General features: G+C 41.8%; 26 protein-coding genes and 1 other annotated feature. Of the genes, 20 read left to right on the plus strand and 6 right to left on the minus strand.

From position 1 onward, the window contains the following. Positions 1 to 315: 315 nt before the first annotated feature. Both rraA and SporoP8_RS13810 read left to right on the plus strand, forming a co-directional pair. Positions 316 to 795: a ribonuclease E activity regulator RraA gene (gene rraA / locus SporoP8_RS13805; protein WP_085133046.1), complete on the plus strand. Its 480-nt coding sequence runs from the start codon at positions 316 to 318 to the stop codon at positions 793 to 795. 156 nt (positions 796 to 951) lie between these two features. Next, positions 952 to 3,090, plus strand: a complete 2,139-nt coding sequence (locus SporoP8_RS13810) for an ATP-dependent Clp protease ATP-binding subunit (RefSeq protein ID WP_420066744.1) — start codon at positions 952 to 954, stop codon at positions 3,088 to 3,090. A gap of 61 nt (positions 3,091 to 3,151) precedes the next feature. On the opposite strand, the gene SporoP8_RS13815 is transcribed toward SporoP8_RS13810, so the two are convergent. Then, positions 3,152 to 3,334, minus strand: a complete 183-nt coding sequence (locus tag SporoP8_RS13815; protein ID WP_085133048.1) for a YjzD family protein — start codon at positions 3,332 to 3,334, stop codon at positions 3,152 to 3,154. Between the two features lie 178 nt (positions 3,335 to 3,512). Here SporoP8_RS13815 and SporoP8_RS13820 point away from each other — a divergent pair, with 178 nt between their 5' ends. Beyond that, positions 3,513 to 4,445, plus strand: a complete 933-nt coding sequence (locus tag SporoP8_RS13820; RefSeq protein WP_085133049.1) for a beta-ketoacyl-ACP synthase III — start codon at positions 3,513 to 3,515, stop codon at positions 4,443 to 4,445. Between the two features lie 44 nt (positions 4,446 to 4,489). After that, complete coding sequence (gene fabF, locus SporoP8_RS13825) at positions 4,490 to 5,725, plus strand: beta-ketoacyl-ACP synthase II (protein ID WP_085133050.1); 1,236 nt, start codon at positions 4,490 to 4,492, stop codon at positions 5,723 to 5,725. Between the two features lie 637 nt (positions 5,726 to 6,362). Here fabF and trpS read toward each other — a convergent pair. Continuing rightward, positions 6,363 to 7,349 carry a tryptophan--tRNA ligase gene (gene trpS / locus SporoP8_RS13835; protein WP_085133051.1) on the minus strand — a complete coding sequence of 329 codons (987 nt, stop codon included), beginning with the start codon at positions 7,347 to 7,349 and terminating at the stop codon, positions 6,363 to 6,365. Positions 7,350 to 7,442: 93 nt separating this feature from the next. Beyond that, positions 7,443 to 7,655, minus strand: a binding site (T-box leader). Positions 7,656 to 8,092: 437 nt separating this feature from the next. Between trpS and spxA the strand changes: the two genes are divergently transcribed. The 4 genes from spxA (at position 8,093) to pepF (ending at position 13,852) form a co-directional block, all read left to right on the plus strand. Next, on the plus strand, positions 8,093 to 8,491 hold the full coding sequence (gene spxA / locus SporoP8_RS13840; protein ID WP_009765721.1) for a transcriptional regulator SpxA: 399 nt from the start codon (positions 8,093 to 8,095) through the stop codon (positions 8,489 to 8,491). Between the two features lie 239 nt (positions 8,492 to 8,730). Continuing rightward, positions 8,731 to 9,381, plus strand: a complete 651-nt coding sequence (gene mecA / locus SporoP8_RS13845; RefSeq protein WP_085133052.1) for an adaptor protein MecA — start codon at positions 8,731 to 8,733, stop codon at positions 9,379 to 9,381. Positions 9,382 to 10,827: 1,446 nt separating this feature from the next. After that, the gene (locus tag SporoP8_RS13855; protein WP_198166023.1) at positions 10,828 to 11,985 is read left to right on the plus strand and encodes a competence protein CoiA; all 1,158 of its coding nucleotides are present in this window, start codon (positions 10,828 to 10,830) and stop codon (positions 11,983 to 11,985) included. Positions 11,986 to 12,058: 73 nt separating this feature from the next. Further along, complete coding sequence (gene pepF, locus SporoP8_RS13860; RefSeq protein ID WP_232319266.1) at positions 12,059 to 13,852, plus strand: oligoendopeptidase F; 1,794 nt, start codon at positions 12,059 to 12,061, stop codon at positions 13,850 to 13,852. A 271-nt stretch (positions 13,853 to 14,123) separates the two neighbouring features. On the opposite strand, the gene SporoP8_RS13865 is transcribed toward pepF, so the two are convergent. From SporoP8_RS13865 to SporoP8_RS13875, 3 genes are all read right to left on the minus strand, one after another. Continuing rightward, positions 14,124 to 14,948: a DsbA family protein gene (locus tag SporoP8_RS13865; RefSeq protein ID WP_085133056.1), complete on the minus strand. Its 825-nt coding sequence runs from the start codon at positions 14,946 to 14,948 to the stop codon at positions 14,124 to 14,126. Continuing rightward, positions 14,945 to 15,337, minus strand: a complete 393-nt coding sequence (locus SporoP8_RS13870; RefSeq protein WP_085133057.1) for a globin domain-containing protein — start codon at positions 15,335 to 15,337, stop codon at positions 14,945 to 14,947. The genes SporoP8_RS13865 and SporoP8_RS13870 overlap by 4 nt, the downstream gene beginning before the upstream one ends. A gap of 208 nt (positions 15,338 to 15,545) precedes the next feature. Beyond that, positions 15,546 to 16,205 (minus strand): lytic transglycosylase domain-containing protein, encoded by a 660-nt coding sequence (locus SporoP8_RS13875; RefSeq protein WP_085133058.1) that lies wholly within the window; start codon positions 16,203 to 16,205, stop codon positions 15,546 to 15,548. Positions 16,206 to 16,358: 153 nt separating this feature from the next. Here SporoP8_RS13875 and SporoP8_RS13880 point away from each other — a divergent pair, with 153 nt between their 5' ends. The 5 genes from SporoP8_RS13880 (at position 16,359) to SporoP8_RS13900 (ending at position 20,511) form a co-directional block, all read left to right on the plus strand. Then, entirely contained in the window at positions 16,359 to 16,748 is a 390-nt protein-coding gene (locus tag SporoP8_RS13880) for a UPF0738 family protein (RefSeq protein ID WP_085133059.1), read from the plus strand. Positions 16,749 to 16,790: 42 nt separating this feature from the next. Next, a complete protein-coding gene (locus SporoP8_RS13885) occupies positions 16,791 to 17,624 on the plus strand; it encodes an NAD kinase (protein ID WP_029052471.1) in 834 nt (277 codons plus the stop codon). After that, positions 17,593 to 18,558: an RluA family pseudouridine synthase gene (locus SporoP8_RS13890; protein ID WP_232319163.1), complete on the plus strand. Its 966-nt coding sequence runs from the start codon at positions 17,593 to 17,595 to the stop codon at positions 18,556 to 18,558. Before SporoP8_RS13885 ends, SporoP8_RS13890 begins: the two co-directional genes overlap by 32 nt. Positions 18,559 to 18,639: 81 nt before the next feature. After that, a complete protein-coding gene (gene mgtE / locus SporoP8_RS13895; protein ID WP_085133060.1) occupies positions 18,640 to 20,016 on the plus strand; it encodes a magnesium transporter in 1,377 nt (458 codons plus the stop codon). Positions 20,017 to 20,094: 78 nt separating this feature from the next. Then, positions 20,095 to 20,511, plus strand: a complete 417-nt coding sequence (locus SporoP8_RS13900) for a hypothetical protein (RefSeq protein WP_085133061.1) — start codon at positions 20,095 to 20,097, stop codon at positions 20,509 to 20,511. A gap of 163 nt (positions 20,512 to 20,674) precedes the next feature. Here SporoP8_RS13900 and SporoP8_RS13905 read toward each other — a convergent pair whose 3' ends face one another. Next, the gene (locus tag SporoP8_RS13905; RefSeq protein WP_085133062.1) at positions 20,675 to 21,247 is read right to left on the minus strand and encodes a CotY/CotZ family spore coat protein; all 573 of its coding nucleotides are present in this window, start codon (positions 21,245 to 21,247) and stop codon (positions 20,675 to 20,677) included. Between the two features lie 128 nt (positions 21,248 to 21,375). Between SporoP8_RS13905 and SporoP8_RS13910 the strand changes: the two genes are divergently transcribed. From SporoP8_RS13910 to SporoP8_RS13940, 7 genes are all read left to right on the plus strand, one after another. After that, complete coding sequence (locus SporoP8_RS13910) at positions 21,376 to 21,768, plus strand: hypothetical protein (RefSeq protein ID WP_085133063.1); 393 nt, start codon at positions 21,376 to 21,378, stop codon at positions 21,766 to 21,768. Continuing rightward, complete coding sequence (gene spoVAC, locus SporoP8_RS13915; RefSeq protein ID WP_085133064.1) at positions 21,768 to 22,223, plus strand: stage V sporulation protein AC; 456 nt, start codon at positions 21,768 to 21,770, stop codon at positions 22,221 to 22,223. The genes SporoP8_RS13910 and spoVAC overlap by 1 nt, the downstream gene beginning before the upstream one ends. Then, positions 22,217 to 23,236 carry a beta-ketoacyl-[acyl-carrier-protein] synthase family protein gene (locus tag SporoP8_RS13920; RefSeq protein ID WP_085133065.1) on the plus strand — a complete coding sequence of 340 codons (1,020 nt, stop codon included), beginning with the start codon at positions 22,217 to 22,219 and terminating at the stop codon, positions 23,234 to 23,236. Before spoVAC ends, SporoP8_RS13920 begins: the two co-directional genes overlap by 7 nt. Further along, on the plus strand, positions 23,233 to 23,595 hold the full coding sequence (gene spoVAE / locus SporoP8_RS13925) for a stage V sporulation protein AE (RefSeq protein ID WP_085133066.1): 363 nt from the start codon (positions 23,233 to 23,235) through the stop codon (positions 23,593 to 23,595). The genes SporoP8_RS13920 and spoVAE overlap by 4 nt, the downstream gene beginning before the upstream one ends. A 152-nt stretch (positions 23,596 to 23,747) precedes the next feature. Further along, positions 23,748 to 23,801: a YjcZ family sporulation protein gene (locus SporoP8_RS16985; RefSeq protein ID WP_231293356.1), complete on the plus strand. Its 54-nt coding sequence runs from the start codon at positions 23,748 to 23,750 to the stop codon at positions 23,799 to 23,801. A 15-nt stretch (positions 23,802 to 23,816) separates the two neighbouring features. Then, positions 23,817 to 24,071, plus strand: a complete 255-nt coding sequence (locus tag SporoP8_RS13935) for a stage VI sporulation protein F (RefSeq protein ID WP_085133068.1) — start codon at positions 23,817 to 23,819, stop codon at positions 24,069 to 24,071. 84 nt (positions 24,072 to 24,155) lie between these two features. Then, positions 24,156 to 24,464 carry a hypothetical protein gene (locus SporoP8_RS13940; RefSeq protein WP_085133069.1) on the plus strand — a complete coding sequence of 103 codons (309 nt, stop codon included), beginning with the start codon at positions 24,156 to 24,158 and terminating at the stop codon, positions 24,462 to 24,464. The last annotated feature ends 38 nt before the right edge of the window (positions 24,465 to 24,502 follow it).

Here is a 24,502-nt window from a genome sequence, read left to right on the forward strand (position 1 = left end):
TTACAATATATACAGTGATTAACCTACGTTCCTCCACTATAAACGTAGGATTGAAGCGGAAGCTGGCGGCGACTCCCGATGGATCAGCGAGAGCTTGAGACCCTGGACTGAACGAAGTGAGGGAAGCGGCTCAAGCCGAGCCCATGGGAAAGCGTCCGCCAGCTGGAGCTTCAATCCCATGACGAACACTAAGTAACTCACTCTGGCAAACCCTTTTAAGTTAGATAACAATATTCATAATTAAAAAGGAAATGCAAGATTTTGTCGAATAGGAATAGGGTAGCGTCAAACAGAATGTACTAGGGGGAATGGGAAGTGTCAGTTAAAACAGCAGACCTTTGTGATGACTTCATCGACGAACTGCAAGTGTGCACAGTAGAGTTCAAATCCTACGGAAATCACAAAAGATTCTCGGGGCCGATCTCAACCGTAAAAGTCTTTGAAGACAACGTGCTAGTGAAGGAAGCACTCCAAACGATTCCAGAAGGCCATGTATTGGTTGTAGACGGCGGGGGGTCAAAACGCTGCGCACTGATGGGGGACATGCTCGGCGAAATCGCACAGGATCGTAAACTTGCAGGCGTCATTATCTACGGCTGTGCACGCGACACCGCGGATCTTGGCACACAGGAAATCGGCGTCATGGCAATCGGAAGCATGCCGGTGAAGAGTATCAAACGCGGCGAAGGACAGAAAGACGAAGTTCTTCACTTCGGAAATGTGGAATGGACACCAGGTCACTATGTCTACGCAGATGAAGACGGGGTAGTCGTTGCGCCTCGCCAACTTGTTTAATGGACGTCGCCCGCATCATTGTGGGCGATCTTTTTTTATCTAAAAATCGTAAACGAATTCGAGTGTTAATCTTTTACTTTACCTAAAAAATATACTATAATTTAATTAATCAAAGATAGTCAAAGTCAAATAAACGAGAGGCGGATGTATATGCGCATGGATGGAATGCAAGAAGACCAGCGCTCACCACTAGAGCAATTCGGTCGCAATTTGGTTGATGAAGTGAAAAACGGCAAAATGGATCCGGTGATTGGCCGGGATGAAGAAATTCGAAATGTCATTCGAATCTTATCAAGAAAGACAAAAAATAATCCAGTTCTAATCGGTGAACCAGGAGTCGGTAAAACTGCGATTGTTGAAGGGTTGGCACAGCGAATTGTAAAAGGTGATGTGCCCGAAGGATTGAAAGACCGTCAGATTTTTGAACTGGATATGAGTGCGCTGATTGCAGGTGCGAAATATCGTGGAGAGTTTGAAGAGCGTCTGAAAAGTGTTTTGAAACAAGTGAAAGAGAGTAATGGGGAAATCATCATGTTCATTGATGAGATTCATACGATAGTTGGCGCTGGAAAAACAGAAGGTGCGATGGACGCGGGGAATATGTTGAAGCCGATGCTTGCACGTGGTGAACTGTACTGTATTGGTGCGACTACACTGGATGAATACCGGATGTATATCGAGAAAGATGCGGCACTTGAAAGACGATTCCAGCAAGTGATGGTACGTGAACCTTCTGTCGAAGATACGGTATCGATTTTACGTGGGTTAAAAGAGCGTTTTGAATTGCACCACGGTGTGCGTATTCATGACCGTGCAATAGTTGCGGCGGCAACATTATCTGATCGGTATTTAACTGAGCGTTTCATGCCGGATAAAGCGATAGATTTAATTGATGAAGCGAGCGCCATGATTCGTACGGAAATTGATTCGATGCCATCTGAGTTGGATGCGGTGACTCGTAGAATTATGCAACTCGAGATTGAAGAGCAAGCATTGCGTAAAGAGAAAGATACAATGAGTCAGTCCCGCCTTCAAACTTTACGAGAAGAGCTGCAAGACTTGAAAGATTCTTCAAAAGATATGCGCGAGCAGTGGGATAAAGAAAAAGCCGCATTAAAAATTATTCAAAGTACACGTGAGGAACTTGATCGCTACCGCCGTGAACTTGAAGAAGCACAAGGTAGTTTTGATTTGAACAAAGCCGCGGAATTACAGTACGGTAAAATTCCAGCATTAGAAAAAGAATTGAAAGAATTGGAAAGTCCGTTGGAAGGAACAAAAGATATACGTCTTTTGCGTGAAGAAGTGACGGAAGAAGAGATTGCTTCAATCGTTGCGCGTTGGACAGGAATTCCCGTAACGAAACTGGTTGAAGGTGAGCGTGAGAAGTTATTGCGCTTGCATGAAACATTGAAAGAACGTGTCATTGGACAAGACAATGCAGTACAACTTGTCACGGAAGCTGTCTGGCGTGCACGTGCTGGGATTCAAGATCCGAACAAGCCTATAGGATCGTTCTTATTCCTAGGACCGACTGGTGTAGGTAAGACAGAGCTTGCGAAAACATTGGCTGCTACATTATTTGATTCGGAAGATCACTTCGTGCGAATCGATATGTCTGAATATATGGAGAAACACAGTGTGTCACGTCTAGTCGGCGCACCTCCAGGATACATCGGCTATGAAGAAGGCGGTCAGTTAACAGAAGCGGTAAGAAGAAATCCATATGCTGTCGTGTTATTGGATGAAATTGAAAAAGCGCATCCTGATGTAGCGAATATTTTATTGCAGATTCTAGATGATGGTCGTATAACAGATAGTCAAGGGCGTTTAGTAAACTTTACGAATACTGTCGTCATCATGACATCGAATATCGGGTCCGCTTATTTACTCGAGAATGATTTAGAGGATACAGAACATGCCAAAGAAGATCTGATCATGGCAGCTCTTCGTGGTCATTTCAAACCTGAGTTATTGAACCGAATGGATGATATCATCATTTTCCATTCATTGACTACAGATTCATTTAAAGCGATTACTAACAAGATGCTTGGTGATTTGGTTGATCGTCTGCAAGAACAAGATCTAGTACTTGTCTATGATGATGACGTACTCGATTGGATTGTGCGTGAAGGGGCAGATGCGGACTTTGGTGCGCGGCCATTGAAACGATTCATTCAGCGTCATGTGGAAACGAAAGTTGCGCAAGAGGTCATACGAGGTGGTCTTGTAGAAGGACAGCAAATCAAATTGTCCATGCACGAAGGGGAATTGGTGGTAGAAGTTGTCAGATGAGATCAGGTCAAAATAAAAGCGTAAGAACTGTTGAACAGTTCTTACGCTTTTTGATCGTAAATCAAACGTCTGCTGGAGATTCGTTTGGAATGATTGTAGTGATAATCAATACAAGTACAGCCAAAACGATTGAGACGGTAACGCCCGCCATGAAGTCAAATGCATAGCCTCCAATGGAGCCCGCAACATAGTTTAACATAGCTACCAAGAGGAACGACCAAACAAATGTCATAATATAGTGCATGATTTTCACCTCGACTAGTCTATTTCATATTCCATCATACCATAGCAAACTAAAACGATGAAATCAAAATATGTATTATATTTGACGAAAAAGTGTCCTCGTCTTGAAAAAACACATGTTTTCTTCTATAATTACTACCAGGTACTAATATTAGATGATAAGGAACGGGGTAGATGAGATGAAAGCTGGACTTTTAGGAATGGGGAAATTTGTTCCGTCAACTGTTGTAACAAATGAAGATTTGGAAAAAAGTTTAGATACTTCAGACGAATGGATTCGCACGCGTACGGGAATCGAAGAGCGTAGAATCGCATCAGATGATATCAATACATCGGACATGGCGTTTGAAGCAGCGAAAAACGCATTACAATCAGCGGAAATCCGTGCTGATCAAATCGGTCTGATTTTGGTTGCCACGGTTACACCGGATACTTCTTTCCCGTCTGTAGCTACGATGATTCAAGAACGTCTAGGTGCAAAGAACGCAGCGGCGATGGATGTTTCTGCAGCGTGCGCAGGATTCATCTACGGTGTAGTAACAGCGAAGCAATTTGTTGAATCTGGCACGTATGACTATGTTCTGGTAGTAGGCGTGGAAAAGTTATCGAAAATCGTTGACTGGGAAGACCGCAATACCGCTGTATTGTTCGGAGATGGTGCGGGAGCGACAGTCGTTGGGAAAGTAAGTGAAGGAAGAGGAATTCTTTCATTCGAATTGGGGGCAGACGGTTCAGGAGGAAAACATCTTCGTCATGATAAATATTTAGAAATGAATGGCCGTGAAGTATTCAAGTTTGCGGTACGCCAAATGGGAGAAACGGCAGTCAATGTCGCCGAAAAAGCTGGTTTAACGACAGACGAAGTAGACTATTTGGTTCCTCATCAAGCAAATATTCGTATTATGGAAGCGTCACGTGAGCGTTTAGGCTTGCCGGTAGAAAAAATGTCGAAAACGGTTCATAAGTACGGGAATACATCGGCAGCATCGATACCGATTTCATTGACAGACGATTTAGCAGAAGGTCGAGTGAAAGATGATGATGTGATTGTTCTTGTAGGATTTGGTGGCGGCTTGACATGGGGCGGCTTATGTATAAAATGGGGTAAGTAAATAGTCTGGAAAATAAAAGTTAACAATAGAAAGGAAGTTTGAAATTGGAAAAACGACGTGTAGTGGTAACGGGTATCGGTGGAATCTCACCAGTAGGTAACTCAGCTGAAGAATCTTGGAAATCAGTGTTGGAAGGGAAATCGGGTATCGACACGATGACAAGACTGGATCAAGAGAAATTCCCGGTCAGCGTGATGGCAGAGGTTAAAGGTTTCGATATCGAAGAATACGTTTCCCGCAAAGATGCCCGTAAAATGGATCGGTTCACGCACTATGCAGTTGCTTCGGCAATGATGGCAATGAAAGATGCGAACCTGGTACTAGAAGGCGACTTAGCGCTTCGTACAGGCGTTTGGATCGGTTCTGGAATCGGTGGAATGGAATCACATGAGGCACAATTTAATACATTCCTCGAAAAAGGCTATCGACGCGTCAGCCCATTTTTCGTTCCTATGATGATTCCAGATATGGCTTCAGGTCAAGTATCGATTTTCACAGGTGCTAAAGGAATCAACTCTTGTTCCGTAACAGCTTGTGCATCCGGTACTAACTCTATCGGGGATGCGTTTGAAGTCATCCTGCGTGGAGATGCAGATGTCATGATTACAGGTGGAACTGAGGCACCGATCACGTCACTTGCAGTAGCGGGCTTCATCGCAAGCACAGCGCTATCTTTGAATGATGATCCTACGAAAGCTTCCCGTCCGTTCGATAAAAACCGTGATGGTTTTGTAATGGGTGAAGGTGCAGGAATCTTGATTTTGGAAGAGTATGAACATGCTGTTGCACGTGGAGCGAAGATTTATGCGGAAATCGTCGGATACGGTTCAACTGGAGATGCGCACCATATTACAGCACCAGCACCAGGCGGAGAAGGCGGAGCGCGTGCGATGCAACAGGCATTGGCAAAAGCGGGCGTTGAACCTACGCAGGTGGATTATATTAATGCGCATGGAACGAGCACGCCATATAATGATTTGTTTGAGACGATGGCAGCAAAGACTGTGTTTGGTGATCATGCGTATAAGTTGGCAATGAGTTCTACTAAGTCGATGACGGGTCATTTGCTTGGCGCGGCTGGCGGTATTGAGGCGATCTTTACTGTGAAGGCGTTGCAGGAAGGGATTTTACCTCCTACGATGAATTATGAGACGCCGGATCCTGAGTGTGATTTGGATTATGTAGTGAATGAAGCGCGTAAGGCTGATATTACGTATGCGATGAGTAACTCGCTTGGCTTTGGTGGGCATAATGCTTCGTTGGTGTTTAAGAAGATATAAAGGTAGACGGGAAGGGTCTTTTTGACTCCTTTCCGTTTTTATTATTGGAGAAGTTGAAGTTGAAGTTCAAGTTCAAGAGTAAGTGGGAGGGCACCGTTGACCGACGTTCCAGGCGGACGCTTTCCGGAGGGCGTGGCCCGAGCCGCTTCCCTCACTTCGTTCAGTCCAGGGTCTCGAACTCACGCTGATCCTCCCGGAGTCGCCGCCTTCCACTTACGGTCAACTAGTGTATTGTTCTATCAATAGAATAATGATGCATTAAAACCCAAACCCAAACCCAAACCCAAACCCAAACCCAAACCCAAACCCAAACCCAAACCCAAACCCAAAAGACTGAAGACAAGCTCCTTAGAATGTTTCTGGAGATGTTTTCAGTCTTTTTTGGTTATGAGTGTTAAGACTCGTCTTATTACTCGTGGTCTGAACATAGGATGAGGGAAAAGGGTAAAGGACGAGATGGCTGTGACGCGTTTTTTTGTGTTTGTTTGTAGTTATTGTGTGATTGTGGTGACGCTTGCGAATCTGTTGTTTTACTTAAATTATTCTGCATTGGGTTATGATTATCGACAGATATTGATTTTTATTTTGCAGTCGACAGATTTTATGATGTTGGTGGGGGCGGTCATTTTATTACTGCTTACCGTGTACGTCCCAAGCCCATCGCGGCCTCCATCTTTTTGAGGGTGGCGGAAGCGATGGTGTTTGCTTTTTCAGCTCCTTGGTCGAGGATTGCATCGAGTTCAGGAGAGTTGATTAGTTCATGATAGCGTTCTTGGATTCCAGCTAAGTGTTGGTTAATCGCATCAGCGACACCGACTTTAAAAGCTCCGTAGCCTTGGCCTTCGTATTTAGCTTCTAATTCTTCGATCGTTACACCACTTAGTGAAGATTCGATAATCAATAAATTGGAGACGCCTGGTTTGTTTTCCACGTCGAATTTCACGATACCTTCAGAATCCGTTACAGCACTTTTAATTTTCTTTTCGATTTCTTTTGGTGTGTCCAAAATCGTAATCGTCGCTTTTTTATTTGGATCAGATTTACTCATCTTCTTCAATGGATCTTGTAAAGATTTTATGCGAGCGCCATTTTTAGGAATACGAACGGCCGGAATGGTCAATACTTTTCCGTAGCGGCTATTGAAGCGCTCTGCTAGATCTCTAGTTAACTCTAAATGTTGCTTCTGATCTTCACCGACTGGCACGATATCCGTGTTATACAATAAAATGTCCGCAGCCATTAATGGAGGGTAGGTAAGAAGCGCGGCAGATACACCTTCTGCTCCGTCAGATTTGTCTTTAAACTGTGTCATACGCTCGAGTTCACCGATGTACGAAATGCACTGCATGATCCATCCAGCTTGTGCATGAGCAGGAACTTCTGATTGAATAAATAATGTGGATTTTTCTGGATCAATGCCACTTGCGATATACGTAGCAGCTAATGAACGAATCGCTTGTTTTAAGTCATCTGGGTGTTGTTGCACAGTGATGGCGTGCTGATCGACGATACAAAAAATACAGTCCTCGTCGTTTTGAAGCTCAACGAATTGACGGAACGCGCCAATATAGTTCCCTAATGTGATGACACCTGTTGGCTGTACGCCTGAAAAAATGGTTTTCATGATCATGTATCCTCCTTTTAATAGTCGACTGGAACGAACAGTCTGGATCATACGTGAAAAATGGCATAAAAAAACATCAGTCATCCCCCTGTAAATAGGGACGATTGATGAAAGGTAACCGTGGTACCACCCGAATTGCTACTAATAGCCGCTCAATTCCCGTAACGTGAGAAGACGTGATGGAGTACTGTTTTCATCCATCAAGCTCAGGAGCCCATTCTTTTTGTGCAGCTTTACTTGTTTTCACCTTATACAAGCTCTCTACAAAAACCGCCACAAAAATACTTTTTCCTTCAATGCCATTCACTTATTGCTTAAGATTATATCGATACCTTATAAAAAATGCAACTTTGATTTGCAGTAAAGAAAAAACATTTGCCCAACATGAAACCTTTTAGTACATCTGTACGTACTATACATAGAGGGAATAATTAGCAGAATCATTTTCTAAATGAGAATGCATTTATTTACAAATGAAATGTTTAAAACATTTCTAGCCTGGGTATAAAAGTAGAAGATGTTCATTTATCGCAGAATACCGCAACATTCTCTACTGGCATGTTGAAAAATAAGAAATTGTGAATTCCAGAAAAGTTTTTTCGAAAAACTATATTAATTGAGAATGATTATGTGTATAATGAACAGTATAAAGATAAATTGTAATAATTCTAAAGTGAATTACACGAATTGCAAATATACAAAATCTAATTGAGCATAAGCCGTAAGAAAGGACGTGTCAATAAATGGGTGTCACACTTTATACATCGCCTAGTTGTACATCTTGTAGAAAAGCAAAAGCATGGTTGGAGGAACACGAGATTCCTTATACTGAGCGTAATATCTTTTCTGAACCATTAAATATTCAAGAAATTAAACAAATTCTTCGCATGACGGAAGATGGTACTGACGAAATTATTTCAACACGCTCCAAGATTTTTCAAAAGCTAAATGTTGACGTAGAAAGTCTTCCACTGCAAAGACTTTATGAATTGATTCAAGAACATCCAGGTCTTTTAAGAAGACCAATCATTCTAGATGAAAAAAGACTCCAAGTAGGATATAATGAAGATGAGATTCGTCGTTTCCTACCGAGAAAAGTTAGAGCCTATCAGCTGCTCGAAGCGCGGCGTATGGTAAACTAATCTTAATAACAAAAGCTGATAGGGATGACACGGGATACAATTGTGCCTATCAGCTTTTTTTGAATTGATATTCCCTTGTATTCCTCTAGGTTAACCACTTCAATGCAAACATCCTTAAAATGAAATACAATAAACCCTTACGAAAACGTCGGAGTCGACATATAGTAGTAATAAGCATTGCAAGTGTGTATTAGTATATAACAGGGGAGGGCCTGTTTTACAGAAGGGAGAGATAAGGGATGGAAATAGAGCGCATTAATGAAAACACGGTGAAGTTTAATTTATCCTATGGAGATATTGAAGCCCGTGGTTTTAGTAAAGAAGACGTCTGGTATAATCGTGATAAAAGCGAAGAGCTTTTTTGGGATATGATGGATGAACTTGGTGATGACACGGAATTTGAAGTAGAAGGACCACTTTGGATTCAAGTGAACGCTATGAATGAAGGCATTGAAGTGATTGTGACTCGCGCACATCTTCCGAAGAACGCAGAATCATCACAGTTTCCTTTTGGAATTGAAGATCCAGAAGAATTATTCGATCCAATTTTTGATGCGATTACTGATTCTGAAGAAGAAAATGAAGAAGAGTTACAGGTGGCAGATAGATTATTTGTTTTCAATGAATTTGACCAGATCATACCATTGGCTAGCAAGATGATTTCACTCGAAGACGAATTTGATTCGCAACTATATGCATTCGAGGATCGTTATTATCTCAACTTACGCTTCGACTATTCTCTCATTGAGAAAAAACGTGCGAAGGACATTGCCAGCATGGTAACAGAATACGGTGCAGTGTCTAAGATGTCTATTCATCGTATAGGTGAGTATGGCAAGGAAGTTATGGGATCTGACGTATTTGAACAAGTAAATAAATATTTTTCATAATACTCTAAAAGGCTACCAGTAAGTTGGTAGCCTTTTTCTTTATGTCAACCACTGGCAGCGTCTTTGTTAAATGGTGTGTAGGACTAGTTCAAGTACTTGTTTAATCTGAAATAAGGATTGGGGATAGGGTTGTAGTTCTATCATGAGTGCGTAATAAGCAGTACTGAGTTGTAGTTCTTTCACATGCTTTTTTCTGCTCGTGTTTGAGCATGGGACTATGGTCTTGCTGAAAATGTAAGTGGAATGCTCATTGTCCCCACTACGGCGCTGGTGGATGGCTTTCGCAAGGAGCCGCAGTCAGGAAGTGCGCCTGTCTCTGTCTCCTTACTTCGCCTACCACAGCAGGCGCCTTCGTTTGATTGTGTGTGGGGCAGTTCATACACTTCACTCGCAAGAAACAAGTGATAGCTATCACAATGTCACTGTTTTTCTTTTTGCTAGAACCACAAACTAATTCATTACCCCAAAGTAGCACAGGCACAACTGCGGGGTAGGCCGTGGCCATGAGCCAACTGGCAGCCCCATCGCCAGCTGGCTCATGGCTGGAGGCAATCCCCCACGTGCCTGCGCGGGTCGAGAAAGTGAACACTTGCTAACTTCAGAACCCAAAAATAAGTCGAGCGACGTCCCCAACAAAAAGTGAGCAAGAAATACATGATAGCTATCACCATGTCACTGTTTTTCTTTTTGCTAGAAACACAAACTAATTCATTTCCCCACAGTAGCACAGGCACAACTGCGGGGTAGGCCGTGGCCATGAGACAACTGGCAGCCCCATCGCCAGCTGGCTCATGGCTGTAGGCAATCCCCCACGTGCCTGTGCGGGTTCAGAAAGTGAACACTCGCTAACTTCAGAATCCAAAAATAAGTCGAGCGACGTCCCCAACAAAAGTGAGCAAGATGGGCAGTTGGGTAGTGGTTCTGCCAAAAGCGTTTCAAGGTTGCGTAATAGATGATGTCCCTTGTTTTGCTAGCATCTTCGGGGCCCTTCATTCGCAAGAAACACTTGATCAGTATCACCATGTTGCTAGTTTTTCTTTGTTAGAAACACAAACTAATTCATTACCCCACAGTAGCACAGGCACAACTGCGGGGTAGGCCGTGGCCATGAGACAACTGGCAGCCCCATCGCCAGCTGGCTCATGGCTGGAGGCAATCCCCCACGTGCCTGTGCGGGTCGAGAAAGCATACACTCGCTAATTTTAGTATCCAACAACCAGTCGAGCGACGCCCCAAACAAAAAGTGAGCAAGAAATACATGATAGCTATCACCATGCCGCTGGTTTTCCTTTTGTTAGAAACACAAACTAATTCATTTCCCCACAGTAGCACAAGCACAACTGCAGGGTAGGCCGTAGTCATGCACCTGCAAGTTTGAATCATGAAACTTTCTCTTGCCAACTAATCAGAAAATTCGTAGTATAGAGAAGAAGGAGTGTGAAGGCCTTGTTAACAGCTCTTACAAGTGGCGGGAAGCAAGTCGTGCTAACACGGCAGTGGTCCCTGGTCAACTTACGAGAGTGGCGTAAAAACGAAACCTTTCATTGTCCACAGTGCAAAGAACAAGTACTCCTGAAAGTCGGCGATATTGTGATTCCACACTTTGCCCACCTGAAGCAAACCACTTGCCGGGACAGTTTCTCAGAAGGGGAGTCCCCAACCCATCTGCTCGGTAAAATCCAACTCTATGAACTATTTTCACGTTTGCATCTACAAACAGCAATGGAACCTTATTTGCCTGACATCCGGCAACGTCCCGATCTGCTTGTAACATGGCGAAACGAGCAAGTCCCTATTGAATTCCAATGCAGTACGATTCCTATAGCCCGTATCCTTGAGCGTAACGCAGGCTACGATATGGTAAATATGACGCCAATTTGGATAGTACTAACACCTCAAAAAGTGCAAGACTCTTCAGCGTTTGTTCTTACTCATCGATTCACTCAATTCCAACAACACTTTATCCGTCAACTTCATTCACCTAGTAAAGAAGTTTTATCCGTGTTCATAACGTACAATCCGCTAAAGCAACAGTTTCATTACCTTAGTCATTTCATCCATCTTCGGGGCACCGCGTTTGCGGTATGTCACTCCATCATGCGAAGCAAACATCAAACCATTCCATTTGCTATTCCTGCTACTCCATCCATAAAAGATATTGAAGAACTGACGCGTCAATATCAATCTGCACGTCGAAAGTATCTTCGGTCGGTAATTGGGTATAATCAAAGAGGTATCCAACATCGTTTTTTGCGTGCGTGTTATGAAATGCGTGTGCAACCTATTCAATTGCCTGCATGGATTGGCGTTCCGACATTTGGGCAAGCGGCATTTACAGAGTCTGATAGTGAATGGCAATTGCTACTTATTGCGGTTATGCGACAAATGAGGAATACACCCTTCCAACTAAATCTCACCATCCTTCATTCATTTGTTAAAACATTTGAAGGGGATTCGATCCAACAAGTGGAAGCTTGTCAAAGTTATGTGGATTTCTTGAGAGAGCAGCGCATAGATATCTATCGAATGGATAAATTCATGGGTAGAGACTTTGTGCTGGAAATACTTTCAGGGCGATTTCTTGCAATGCATGCCAGGAATTGAGAAAATACAAGAGAATCAAATAACGGTAAATGCAGGAGGAGGAATTGGATTGACGAATGATAACAAAGTATTGATGCGCGATGAAGTATCTGAAGAGGAAACATGGCGCTTGGAAGATATATTTTCATCTGATGAAGAGTGGGATAAAGAGTACAGCAAAATTGAAGAGATGGCCAAAGAAGCAGAACAGTATAAAGGGACTCTTGGAAATGGAGCACATCCACTTTTTGAAGCGTTAACATATCGTGACAAGTTGGCAGAACGTCTGCGAAGATTGTACACGTATGCGCATCTTAAAACAGACCAGGATACGACGAACAGCTTTTATCAGGCAATGGATGGTCGAATTAGAACATTAGTCGTGAAAATATCAACAGCGTTATCTTATTTCACTCCAGAATTACTCTCGATCGATGAAAAGAAATTGAATGAAACGATTGAATCGCATGAAGGCTTGCGTTTATATAAACAAGAATTTGAAGAGTTGAATGCAGAACGCGCTCACGTTCTGTCTTCCGAACAAGAGCAATTAATCGCGCAGTTATCTGAAGTAACAGGAAAGTCTTCTGAAACATTCAGTATGTTAAACAACGCGGATTTGACTTTCGGTATGGTCAAAGACGAAGAGGGCCGTGACATTCAATTAACACATGGTCGTTATTCACAATTTTTAGAGAGCAAAGACCCGAAAGTTCGCGAAGCGGCATTTAAAGAAATGTATGCAAGGTACGGAGAGTTCAAAAATACATTTGCTTCGACATTAAGCGGTAATGTAAAAGGGCATAATGTAAACGCAAGAATTAGAAATTATAGTTCAGCGAGAGCGGCAGCATTATCCAATAACCATATTCCGGAGCAAGTGTATGAAAACCTGTTATCTACTATCAATAAAAACCTAGGATTATTACATCGTTATGTAGCGCTGCGTAAAAAAGTATTGAATGTGAATCAGCTTCATATGTGGGATATCTATACACCACTAGTCGAAGATACAAAGATGAAGTACACATACGATGAAGCGAAAGAAACCATGCTCGAGAGCTTCCATCCGCTCGGTGAAGATTATCGGGCTGTTGTAAAAGAAGGGCTTGATAATCGCTGGGTTGATGTTCGTGAAAATAAAGGAAAACGTTCAGGTGCGTATTCTTCAGGTTCTTATGGAACAAACCCGTACATCTTAATGAACTGGCAAGATAATGTAAACAATCTATTTACGTTAGCACATGAGTTCGGACATAGTGTACACAGCTATTATTCCCGTAAGTATCAACCATTCATTTATAGTGGGTATTCTATATTTGTAGCGGAAGTTGCATCAACAGTTAATGAAGCATTGCTGAATGATCACTTATTAAAAGTGACGACTGACGAAGATCAGCGAATTTACTTGTTAAACTATTGGCTGGATGGATTCCGTGCGACGGTGTTCCGTCAGACAATGTTTGCGGAATACGAGCACTTAATTCATAAGCTGGATCAAGACGGTGTGCCGTTGACAGCTGAAAAGTTAACAGAAGAATATTATGCTTTGAACAAAAAGTATTACGGAGATGCGATTGTTAGTGACGAGGAAATTGGTTTAGAATGGGCACGTATTCCTCACTTCTATATGAATTATTATGTCTATCAATACGCGACAGGATATAGTGCAGCCGTAGCGCTCAGCAAGCAGATTTTAGAAGAAGGAGAGCCGGCAGTAGAGCGTTATATTACGAACTTCTTGAAAGCAGGGTCATCCGATTACCCTATCGAAGTACTTAAAAAAGCGGGTGTCGATATGACATCTGAAAAGCCTATTGAGGAAGCGTGCCGAGTATTTGAAGCACGATTAAATGAGTTGGAACAGCTATTGGCAAAGAGAGGGTAATTTTTGACTACATGTTTCGACAGCGATCTGCGAAGACCGTGACATTTGGATGAAAGCTGTTATAATTTGTTGAAGTCATTAATCATTTATGATATGGTGTAATTGTGGAATAAATCACATACCAAACATACACCCCTTTTGTTTGAACGTGAACATTTCTCCCATTCCCTTTGAAGAAGAGCATTCACTCCCCCCCAGGAGAGGATGCTCTTTTCTTTACGTAAAAAAGCCGAAGTCCCAAGAAATGGTTGGACTTCGACTGGTATAAGGGCTATTTAATTAGCGAACAATTAGGTTGCTTTTTACGCCATAGCGTACGATCTTGGAAGGGAATCCGTTCGATTTCCTGTTTTAGTAAGCGTTTCTTTAATTCGCGTTCAGCTTCTTTTTCTGTCATATGACACATTTCCGCGATTTCTTTCGTTGTGAGTAAATCAAAACGATTGAATAACAAATCAATTGAAGGAGGTATTTCTGGTAGAAGTTGTCCTCCGGTTAGTTCTTCTAAAATCTGTTCGTAAATTGCATAGTCATAGAGGCCGCTCACTTTCAATCCTTCGTCTTCAATATTGCTATTGAAGAAGACAAAAGTGGGTGCTTCATCCACTTCCATTTCGTTACCTAAATACATATCGACTTGCAACGCACGCGATGTTTCTTCAGAAGTAAAATCTGCGATAAATTCATCTACGTCTAAATTAATGCGTGCAGCAATTTCTACAAGTACAGAATAGGATGCCACATCACGCTTCTTCAAAAAGGAATACTCAAGTAAACAGGATAAGTAACGGAACCCAGCTCGCTTACCTTGGAACTCTGCAGCTTTTACTGCAATATTAGGGAAACAAGGGTTTGACCGCTTCGTGGACTTGGCATCGTTTGGATCAAGTAAAGAAGGTGGGTTCAATTTTGTCATCGGTGTTCGTAGCGCGATGCGTAACGTGAAATAGTGATCGTATTCGACTTGCATTTTACGTAGCAATGGCTGCAGTGACCAACAATCTTTACAATACGGATCAAGAAATACATAGAGTTCAATGGGCTTTACTGAAGCAGAGTAGTGTAACGTATCATCAATAACAGTTAGATAGTTCACTGATCTTCCTCCTCGTTCCTATTTACCATATGGTTGGCTGTTAAGACAAGGCGTTTATAGTAGACTTCCCGAAGTGGACCCTCCAGTCCTACATCGTCCATTGCCTCAGCCATGCATGCTAGCCATGCTTCTGCGCGTGTAGGTGTTATAGGGAAAGGGTTATGTCGAGCTCTCATCATAGGATGTCCGTGCTCTTCCGTGAATAGGTTAGGACCACCGAGATATTGTGTTTGAAATTGTTTTTGTTTCCTAATGGTTTCGGATAAATCATTAGGGAATATTGGAATGAGATCTGGGTGAACAGCCACTTTTGCGTAAAATGTTTCAATCAGTTCGTGTAATTTTTTCTCGCCGATCTCCTCAAAAGGGATGACAGGTTTTCGAGTCATTGAATTCACACCCCTTCGTGCTTTGTATCTGTATTCTATCAACGAACGAATTTCTATACAAATAAAAGAGCTTATTTTGTTTCTTGTTATATAGCAGATTGGATCGCTAAAGTCGGATTAACGGCGTAGCTAATCTTCTCGTAGTCGCCTTACGCTTACAATTGGCTAGATAGTGGTGGGGACACATTGTAAAAAAACAACGAAAAGTTTACACCGTTTGGTGGTAGTAGTTCATGACTTTTTTTACGTAGTTCTGGGTTTCTTTGAAAGGCGGGATGCCTCCGTATTTTTTTACGTTCCCAGGTCCTGCGTTGTAGGCTGCTAGTGCCATTTCGTTTGAGCCGAATTGGTTGAGCATGCTACGCAAGTATTTCGCTCCACCCATGATGTTTTGCTCCGGATCCATCGGGTTGGACACACCGAGGTATTTAGCTGTGCCTGGCATTAGTTGCATAAGTCCGGCTGCGCCTGCGTGACTTTTCGCATTACTTTTGAAGTTGGATTCTTGTTTGATGACGGCGGCAATTAGTTTTTCTGGTAGCTGATATTTTTCTGCAGCTTGTTTGATAATGTCTGCGTATGGATTATTGGTTGCTAGTGACGTGTTGTCTGGTGATACAGCAGCCAATTCTTTACCTGGCTTTGTCGATATATCAAATGGTGGTATGCTGCTTCCTTGGCTAAATAGTTGTGCGGATTGATTTGCGAGTTCAGGGCTTATGATATTGTCGTCCAGCAATTGCGTAAGCATCGTTTGGAACTGATTGGAGCTGGTCGGTGGATTAGTACTGAAGGATTGAACCGCTCCAAGAGTTTGTAGTGTATTGATTTCAAGGAGTAACCGAGTGTTAATGGGGGCGAGATTCATACTTTTTCCTCCTGTTTATTGAAGATAGTAAATGGGTTCGTTTATTATATCTATTATACCAACTTTCTTATCATAATGCACAATAACGAAATGCAACTACGTGTGGCATATGGTAGACTAAACGTAAAGACTTTAATTAAGGAAGTGGATGTCTTGGATATAAAAAATGAAATCATTGGAACAAGTAAAAATGGTAATGAAGTTCAATTTATATTGAATCCGGAGGCAGAGTGGCCGTTAGGTTCTCCAACTGGAAAAATGTTAACAGACACAGATCGTCAATCGTTTGTATATATCTTTGATCACGAAACAGGCTATCGGTATGCGTATTTCCCGATGAACAGTTGGAGTGGACTGGTCGATATGTTGTTGCACCAAGCAGAACCTGTGTTGATGTGGCAAGATGAGAAAATTCTATTAACAGGTGCTGCAGACGAATTGCAGGCGTTGATTTTTAATATTGAAGGTAATGATAACTACGGCGAGGAATTCAGTACAGCTGTAGAAGAAGTATTCAAGCCGGTGCTGGAAAAGGTGAATTGATATATGGCAAAAGAAATTCACAAAAAGAATGGAAGTGATGTTATGAAATTCACAATTCAGTCGCGAAATGACGAGATATCCAATAAGTTAATGAAAGAAGCACGTGTGTATTTACGCGATTTTGGTTTGAAATATGATGAAGAAGAACCGGATATTGTGTTGTCCATTGGTGGGGATGGAACGCTATTGCATGCTTTCCATAAATACATACACCGCTTGGATAAGACATCGTTTGTGGGAATTCATACGGGTCACTTAGGGTTTTATGCGGACTGGAAACCTTCTGAAATAGAAAAGTTGGTGATCTTGATCGCACGACAAGAGTACGAAGTCATCGAGTATCCTTTGATTGAAGTCACGATCAATTATCGTCACTCTGAAAAAAGTGCATCGTATTTAGCATTGAATGAATCCACAGTAAAATCACCTGAAGTTACGTTGGTGATGGATGTTGAATTAAATGGAGAACACTTTGAACGTTTTAGAGGAGACGGGCTTTGTATGTCGACGCCGTCTGGGTCAACTGCTTACAGTAAATCTCTTGGTGGTGCGATTATCCATCCTTCATTGCCGTCCATGCAATTGACGGAAATGGCATCGATCAATAATCGTGTATTCCGTACAGTAGGATCTCCGCTCATTTTACCCGATCATCATATCTGTACACTGACACCTGTAAAAGGTCCCGATTTCATGGTGACGGTCGATCATTTGCAACTCCTGCATAAAGATGTCAAATCTATCGAATATAAAGTGTCCAATGAAAAGATGGGTTTTGCGCGCTTCCGTCCTTTCCCATTCTGGAAACGTGTAGAAGAGTCATTTGTAGCGAGTGATTTAATCTATGAACGTGAAGATGATGAAAAGAAAAAATAATACGCTGTTTCAATTACAATTCGTTGTGAAGGAAAGTGGATTGCTTCGTGAATTTTTAGCGCAGCATGAAATTTCCAAAACGACGTTAACGGCTATTAAATATCGCGGTGGCGAGATCTTGGTGAATGGACAGTCTCAAAACGTGCGTCATAAGTTGCAACCTGGTGATCAAGTCACTGTATTATTCCCTCCGGAACAAGTGAGTGATGGATTGATTCCACAAGAGGGCGCGTTATCCATTTTATATGAAGATGAAACCCTTTTGATGCTTGATAAACCAGCTGGACAGAGCACGATCCCTTCTCGCAATCATCCTTCTGGAACGCTTGCGAATTTTGTCTGTGGAAAATTTGAAACAGAAGGTATTCTATCAACTGCTCATATGGTGACGCGTCTTGATACAGATACATCGGGTATTATTTGTGTGGCAAAAAACCGCCATATTCACCATCTATTAAGCAAACAAATGGCGCAAGATTTGTTTCAACGTCAATATACTGCATTCTCGGAAGGTATAATTACTACGCCATTCTTGACTATCGAACAACCGATTGGTAGAAAAGATGGCAGTATTATTGAGAGAATTGTGCGGGAGGATGGACAGTATTCAAAAACCGATGTGTCCGTAAAAGCGCATTATCGTAATGAAGCAGACTGTTTCTCCGTTATAGACTTGACGTTGCATACAGGCCGTACGCATCAAATTCGTGTGCACATGCAATGGCTTGGTCATCCACTCATAGGTGATGATTTATACGATGCGAATCCAGACGTATTCCCACGCCAAGCATTGCATTGTTCTAGCGTCAGTTTACTTCATCCGATAACGAAAGAGAGAATGCACTTTACTAGTCCGTTGCCGGAAGATATGCAATACTATTTACGGCAAAGTCAGCAAGTGTGCGGATTCTCTCAACAGCAACCACTCTGTTAATATAAAGCAGTACTCACGTTGTATAGAAACTTACTAGTACGTGTTAGCGTACCGTATGTACAGAAGGGAAGGTGTGAAATCATGACTACTCAACCAGAACAAATGAAAAGTGAGATCGTTTTGGATGCAGTGAAGTTGCGAGAATTGCTGAGCAACGAGGACATTCATTCGTTCAGAAAAGAATATTTGGTACTTCATCCGTATGATCGAGCGACTTTTTATGAAGAAGTTGGTGCAGAGCTTCGGGAATTGATGTATTTTTATTTATCGCCAAAAGAACTTGCGGAAATATTTGAAACAAGTGAAATTGAAGAAGATGAATATGAAGAGTTCCTTGAGGAGATGGACGCGACATATGCCGCAGAGATGATTTCATACATGTTTGTGGATAATGCGGTAGATGTCCTGAAAGAACTAGATAAAAAGAAAGTCGTTAGCTATCTAACATTGATGGATAAAGAAGCAGCGATTCAAATTAAAGCATTACTACACTATGAAGAATATACAGCTGGTTCGATCATGACGACGGAATTCGTGACGGTTTCCGAAAATTCCACTGTTCGTTCCGCTATGACAATTTTACGTAGTGAAGCACCAAGTGCTGAGACGATTTACTATATTTTCGTTGTGGATGACTACCAGCGCTTAACTGGAGTCGTTTCATTACGAGACTTGATTATTGCCGATGAAGATACATTAATTCGCGCCATTATGAGTGATCGTCTCGTCAGCGTATCCGTTTCCGACGACCAAGAAGACGTTGCCCGAACGATTCAAGATTATAACTTCCTAGCTGTTCCAGTTGTCGACTTCCAGCAACATATTTTAGGGATTATTACAGTTGATGACATTATTGACGTTATCGATGAAGAAGCATCGGATGATTATTCTAAACTTGCCGGTGTCTCGACAATGGATACATTTGATAAAAACCCATTTTCTGCTGCCAAAAAACGGATTCCATGGCTACTGATTTTATTGGTTCTTGGAATGTTAACGGCGAACTTAATTGATTTATTTACTGAAACGATTTCTCAAGTTGCTTTATTAGCCGCATTTATCCCCTTGATCGCCGGAACAGCCGGAAATAGTGGAACCCAGTCTCTTGCTGTTGCGGTTCGTGGTATCGCAACACGTGATATTGAAGATGAAAGTAAATTGAAGTTATTGATACGAGAAGCGGGTACTGGAATTATTACAGGTGTGATTTGCGCAATATTTGTCGTTTTATTAATTTTTATCTGGAAACATGAACTGGTGATCGCTTTATTAGTAGGAGCAGCAATGATGGTTTCGATTTTCGTTGCAACGATTTCGGGATCATTTATTCCGCTATTTATGCATAAACTGAAAGTAGACCCGGCTGTGGCCTCAGGACCATTTATTACTACTCTTAACGACGTTATCAGTGTCGTCATTTATCTAGGTCTTGCAACAGTATTCCTTAGTTCATTATGAACTGGGAATACTGTTTTTTTATATTTCGGAACGTTAGGCGTTTTACTTACATATGTTACTTAAAAGGAAGTGATGAAAATGCGTCATGAAAAGCCGTTACTGTTCATTTCAAGCCCTGTTATTAGAAGATATCGATATACCCCCATTGTCGAAGAAGAAAGCACATCCGTTTTTGAGCTAGAACACTCAAGAGGATTGGAGCATCCCGTCGTCTTACCCGTTACAGAAAGCTTGTCGGCACCAGAGTCACCAGAGATCCAACAAGAATTATTAGCAACTCAACTCATTCGTCAAAGATTAGAATACTTGCAACACCCATTCCGTAAAGAATTATATGCTCCTTTAGAAATCATCACTGAAAAAGGTAGTATCAAAGGAAAGTTGCATGATTTAGAAAATGAAGTCGTCTGGATCAAATCGGACAAAGAAATCACTACAGTCCGCATTGAAGAAATCTTAGATATCCTTTGGAAACAGCAATCATTCACTATTTAATTCTTACTAGTAACAAGGCGAACCCGTTAAATGGGTTCGCCTTGTGTTGTTTACCGTGAAGATAGTGCAACGATGCATCCATTCTTCTGACATTACTTTTGCTAAAACAAAAAGACGAACCCTATTCCTATAGGGTCCGCCATTTAGCATTGCAAGTAACAAATTAATCTTCGTCGCAGAAATTGATAAACACATCATCAATACACTGAATACCGCAGAAGCAACTCAAGTCGACTGTCAAGCATGTATTCGTAGGTCCAAAACCATTCACCTTACAAATTTTCTCGAAACAGATTTTTCCGTCTGTAGTAATATCAAACGGGTGTCCGTTATACAAAGGCTGCAATACTTGAATGGTAGCACAGCAAGAATCAAACACTGTCTGCACACGGAAAAATACGGAAACGCAACTCGTATGCTTATGATGTGTTGACTTATGATTAGCCAGTGATTCTTCTGCCGTCATTTTAGGATAATGCTTCCGTTTACCACCTCTGAATACTGCCTTGAAATAGTCCCCGTTACCCGTCAATAAACTGAATACGCGGGTGTTGACGCGTCCTCTAACCGGACTGACTAAACTGCCGAGCGGTGCCATGAAACAATCGGTATCACACTCAATACAATCCACTTCCGGACACGTATTCTGGACGCGTTGGATAAAGCGTACTACTTCACAAATACAATTCGACTTATGACAGCCACCATGTTTGCTGTCTTTTTTTTCACATCCCACTACTGTCCACCTCCTGTTTGTCGTTCTCTATACTTTATGCATAGGTAAACGACATGACAGGGCGCTTTCCTCAATATGCATAAATCCGACATAAAAGATACATGCTAGACAGAAGGGAGGCGTCGATTGTGAAGAAACTCAGTCTATTGTTACTTATTGTCGGTCTACTCACTGGTTGTAGTGAGAAAGGAACGGATATTAAAAATACTACTTCGTACGATGAGCGTTCGATAGAGAAAGTTTTAATGAATAATGAACATGTGAAACTAGCAAAGGTACTGCTATATGAAGATGAATTGCTTGCCGGGATCCGTGTCAATACGTTTTCCCGATTTCAAAAGAAGACTATTGCTGGAAAAATTCAAAAGAAATTGGAACGTGAATATCCTGATTTGAAAATCACGGTGTCAGCAGACAGTAAAATCTTGATGGAGACGGAGAAGCTGATAAATAAAAAAAGCGAAAAAAGTTATCGAAAGAAAATAGATAAAATCAAATCAATCGAAAAGGAGCAAACCTAATGCAACAGGAAAAGTATGCCCAACTAGAGAAAGAGTTATCACCTAAACTACCTATTATGAAAAATGTAATTAGAGCGTTCTTGACTGGTGGATTGATTTGTTTGATTGGACAGTTTATTGCACTATTTTACATTACGTACTTTGACTTTACGGAACGCACAGCGAGTAATCCAACAGTTGCCACTATGATTTTTATTTCGATGCTGTTAACGGGATTTGGATTATATAAAAAGATTTCTCAATTTGGCGGAGCGGGCGCAGCGGTGCCGATTACGGGATTCGGCAATGCGGTCGTCTCAGCTGCTATTGAACATAAATCGGAAGGATATGTCCTAGGGGTTGGCGGGAATATGTTTAAATTAGCGGGTTCAGTTATTTTATTCGGTGTATTCTCTGCCTTCGTCGTAGCGCTGATCAAGACCATCTTAGTGAAATTTGGTGTGGCTTCATGGTAAAACGAGGCGTGTTGACCTTTCAATCCAAGCCGAGTCTTTATGCTACAGGTGTAACGGCAGGTCCACTGGAAAAAAAGAAAAGCGTTTTTGCACAGAAATTCGATAAAGTATATGAAGATGAGCGATGTGATTTACCGACAAACGAAGACGGTCATAAGCAACTAATGTATGATGCTGTGTTGATTGCACTTAGTAAAGCGAAGAAACAACCGGAGAAAATGGATTTTTTCTTAACTGGTGATTTGGTCAATCAAATGACACCTTCTAATTTTACAGCCCATGCCCTAGCGATCCCCTATATCGGACTGTTTTCCGCTTGTGCTACGTCAGTATCTTCTATGATTACTGCGGCATTACTCGCGGATGCGAAGCACGCAAATTGGATAATTGCCGGTTCGTCTAGTCATCATAATGCAATTGAACGACAGTTTCGATATCCACTTGAGTATGGTTCGCAAAAAGGAGCAACTGCACAGTGGACGGTCACGGCGGCTGGTGCAGTGTTGATTGGACAACATAAACAAGGAACGCCCGTGATTAACTGCGCCACTATAGGAAAAGTGATAGATATGGGGATGACGGATCCGTTGAATATGGGATCTGCGATGGCTCCAGCAGCCAGTGATACATTGATGAATCATTTAATAGGACATGGTAGGACGATCGATGATTATGACACCATCATCACAGGGGATTTAGGAAGTAATGGTTTCAACATCTTTAAAGCGTTAGCGAATGAAAATGGTTTACCGCATACGAAAAACTTTCGGGATGCCGGAGAAGAGTTTTATGGAAATGACCCGTCCTTTAAAGCAGGAGCCAGTGGATCTGGGTGTTCAGCAGCGGTATTTTTTTCCGATGTCTATCAAAAAATGCTGGCGGGTGAGTATAAGCGAGTTTTATTGCTAGCAACGGGTGCTTTACTATCTCCTTTGTCATTTCAACAAGGAGATACGATTCCGTGTATCGCTCACGCTATTGAACTGACAATGGATGAGGTGACGGCAGAATGATATCTATATACATTACATCTTTTATAGTGGGTGGCTTGATTTGTGTCATCGGGCAATTACTGATGGATGTCGCAAAGTTAACGCCTGCTCACACATTATGTTCATTGGTTGTGGCGGGATCGGTCCTCGATGGTATTGGCTGGTATGAACCATTTATTGATTTTGCTGGCACTGGCGCTACGATTCCAATTACTTCATTCGGTAACGCATTGACACATGGCGCGATGGCAGAAGCTGAGAAACATGGCCTAATCGGTGTGGTAACTGGCATGTTTGAAGTGACGAGTTCGGGAATCAGTGCGGCAATCATTTTCGGCCTAATCGGCGCATTGCTCTTTACTTCAAAAGGAAATATTTAAACTACTCAAACGCCCTCTCCAATTCGTTCTCCTCTGCATATAGTAGAGAAGAAAGGAAGGAGGGGTTTTTCATGTACGGATGTTATCCATCTCAAGGTGGCTACGGATACGGCGGAGGATGTGGTGAACGTTATGGCGGTTCTTCATTCGTCTTGATTGTAGTTCTGTTTATTTTATTGATCATTGTAGGCAGAAGCTATTTCTAAGGAGGAGAACTGAATATGAACGATTCATTCTTTAAAAAAATAGAATCTAAAACGGGTGTGCCGATGGAGGAAGTATTCGCATTAGCCAACGCAATCCAATATGCCGATTTCAAAGACGAAAAACAAGTAAGAAAAATCATTCAAAAAGTTAGTCAAGTAGCAAAAAAAGATGTGCCACAATCAGTGGAAGATGAATTAGTTAACTCCATTGTGACAAGTGGTAAAGGACTGAATTTGAACGATATATCACAAATGCTAGGTGGTAAGTAAAATAAATATACTAAAACATGTTTAGAATGCTTGTGAAGTGGATAAACTACTAAAGAAGCTAGATTGAAAAGGGAGGTGCACGTCGTGGGTTATATACTACCAATACAAAATTACCAAGCGCAACAGTATGCAGAACGCATGAACAATGAACGTCATAATTTTGCTTATATCGGACGAGTGAGTCCTGTGCGACTGAACAATGGAGAATCGAGCTATTGGGAAGATGTTCTGGCAGACGAGGAAAGACGTCGTGAAGAGCAGATGAAACAACGAAAAAATCGTGCACCTCAACCTTTAGTTAAAAAAGGATTTATTGCGCCAAATCCAGTCCAATTATCATCTGAAATTGCAGATGTAGTTGGAAAGGGCCAATCGATTAACACGTATGTCTGACGCAATAAATAAAATACCCTTTACCACTAGTTATTAAA

The sequence above is a fragment of the Sporosarcina ureae genome, assembly GCF_002101375.1.
Classification (GTDB): Bacteria; Bacillota; Bacilli; order Bacillales_A; family Planococcaceae; genus Sporosarcina; species Sporosarcina ureae_B.